The 2,670-nt window shown below is 59.4% G+C and carries 2 protein-coding genes; both read left to right on the forward strand.

From position 1 onward, the window contains the following. On the forward strand, positions 1-1,483 hold a 1,483-nt coding region (locus AA75_RS45950), incomplete at its 5' end, for a polymorphic toxin-type HINT domain-containing protein (protein ID WP_255369523.1). 187 nt (positions 1,484-1,670) lie between these two features. Further along, the gene (locus AA75_RS47840; protein WP_149038349.1) at positions 1,671-2,234 is read left to right on the forward strand and encodes a hypothetical protein; all 564 of its coding nucleotides are present in this window, start codon (positions 1,671-1,673) and stop codon (positions 2,232-2,234) included. Positions 2,235-2,670: the final 436 nt, after the last annotated feature.

Raw genomic sequence — 2,670 nt, forward strand, 5'->3', positions numbered from 1 at the left:
CAAGGACGACACCACCGGCCTCACCAACCTCGGCGCCCGCCAGTACCAGCCCGCCACCGGACGCTTCCTCAACCCCGACCCCGTCCTTGATGCAGCCAGCCCCCAGCAATGGAACGGCTACGCCTACAGCAACAACAACCCCGTCAACCTCAGTGATCCGTCCGGCCTGCGTCCAGAGGGCGTCTGCGGCGGGTTCAGTACCTGCTACGACGACAAGGGGAACGCCACCTACGAAAGCTGGAAACTCGAACGCGACGGCGCCTGGACCGGCTCCTACGCCGACAGTCTGACCAACCTCAAGAAGTATCCGACGCGTGTCGGTAACCACATTTTCTATGTTTACCCGAACGGCACCAAGCGCGAGCGATTCCGCGCAGGCCTGGAAATCCTCAACTGGATACCTGGCCTCAACATTGTCGCCTCCGTCGCAGCCACTGTCATGGATGTCCAGGACGGAAAGTACCTCGAGGCCGGATCCGACCTCCTCAACGTCATCCCCGGCGTCGGCCCAGCCAAGAAGATAAAGACCGCCGAACTGGCCCTCGAAGGAATTAACGATGCCGTGTCTCAAGGCGTCCCCGGCAAGGACACCACTACCGTCAACGCCCCCGCCTGCCCGACCAGCGGGAAGCCTCACAGCTTCCCGGCCGGCACCCAGATACTCCTCGCAGACGGAACCGTCGCCGCGATCGAGGACGTCAAACCCGGAGACCAGGTCCTAACCACCGACCCCGCAACCGGTCAGAGCAGCACGCAGGCCGTCTCCGCCACAATCACCACACCTGACGACCAAGACTTCACCGACCTCACCGTCGCCTCGGCCGACTCTGGGAAATCCGCCACAACCCTCATTTCCACTCAGCACCACCCCTTCTGGGACGCAACCGACCAGAGGTGGACGGAGGCAGCGAACCTCCAACCAGGACACCGACTCCGCCTCGCCAACGGACAGACAGTCACTGTGTCTGGCGTCAAGAATCACCATGAGGCCCGGACAACTGCCTACGACCTGACGGTCGAGAACGTTCACACGTACTACGTCATCGCAGGCAACATTCCGATCCTGGTACACAATGCGAGCTTCGCTCGCTGCGACATTCAAGCCGCAGTAGATGAATTGGATCGAAAAGCTCGACTTGAAGAACCCGATCTCAAGACCCCGCGAACTGTTGGAATTCTGGATACCGGGAATGAACTAATACCGTTCATTAGCGGATCGCACGATGGAGAGGGAACCAACGGGCGGGCCCCCGGCACAGCAATGGGCTTCGGTACGCATGTCGAAGCCAAGGTCGCTGCATTTCTGCGTCAAAATCCACAAATCCGAACGGCGGTCCTGTACATCTCCTACGACGAAGGTGCATGCACAACGTGTGCAAGGACTCTTCCCGACATGCTCCCAAACGGAGTTACGCTACACGTGTATGCCCCGTCTAGAAGTCGGGGCGGATGGCACAATCATCCACATGTGGGGCGGCGATAGCCAAAGAATGGTAGTTGCCAAATAAATACCCTCAATCATGCGAGGCGCCGCCTGCGTGTGGCGCCTCGCATGACCCATGAGCGCCATGGGGTATAATTTCACCACGGCAACTCATGGCTGATCAACGATATAGGCCGTCGACCCTCACAAAAATTGCATCTTGGCGGCCAGGAGGACGCAACCCGCGATGAAGCTCCCACTCCCCCTTGTGAATTGGCACAACACCATCAAAGATAACCCACAGGGATATTCGATAACTCGGCCGATTGAATTCAATGACATCAAGGACGAGTTCGGCTTTGTGACTTTCCTAGTTGAATCGCAGGGGTGCTGGGAGTGGTCCTACAAAATAGGAGATGATGATCCCGAAGTATTCTATCGCGATCCGTCATCGCCAACATGGGAAATTTCTGCGAAATCGCTCTCGGCATTCTTGAAATTTATCCACCTGCGCGAGGTGCTCGAATCGGCAAATCACTGGGCATTCGCATCCGGAATTAACCAAAGGCTTGCGGCGAGGATTACTTCATCACTCGGCCATGGCAAAATTTACCCCGCCGCTCCCTATGTGTGCGACATGTACCAAAATGGCCCGCTCGTGGCTTCAGTTGAACCGTTCGATCAGGGAAGCTTCACCCCGCCAGATTCCCACGGGACGGAGTATTCTGTTACCATTGCCGCCGAAGATGGATATGCCGTCTCTAAATTTGCATCCAACTTTCCCGAAATCGACTGGCGGATGAGCTGCTAGCGATCTGCCCGGTTAATCACTAACAATCCTGACAAAATCTCTGTCGGATTCGGGCCGGGCTGGGCCGGCGAAGCGAGGATCGCTGCGGCTCACTATGTTCCGATCCGTGGCGGAGCCTGGCGGGCAGTGCATACCGGGACCACCCCGGCGTGGGTGGCGTGGGCGCCCGCAACAGCGGCACGCTCGCGGCTGGCGGGCGGGCTAGCTCACTGAGCCCGCCCTCAGCGGCGTCCTCGCGTAACCAGCGGCGCGATTCCGTTATAGCGGTGTGGTCGGCGAGCGGTCGCCGGGCCGGCTGCGTGGCGGGCTGGTCGTTGCGCGGTATGGGCCGGTCATCGTGGTCCTGATCATGCTGGACGACGAAGGTGGGGCCCACGCGGCCCCCAAAGGCGCCTAAGTGGCTGTTGTCGTTCCGATCTTGAGGGGCACCGGTCGA

This window comes from Kitasatospora sp. MBT63 (genome assembly GCF_000710465.2).
In the GTDB taxonomy this organism is placed as follows: Bacteria; Actinomycetota; Actinomycetes; order Streptomycetales; family Streptomycetaceae; genus Kitasatospora.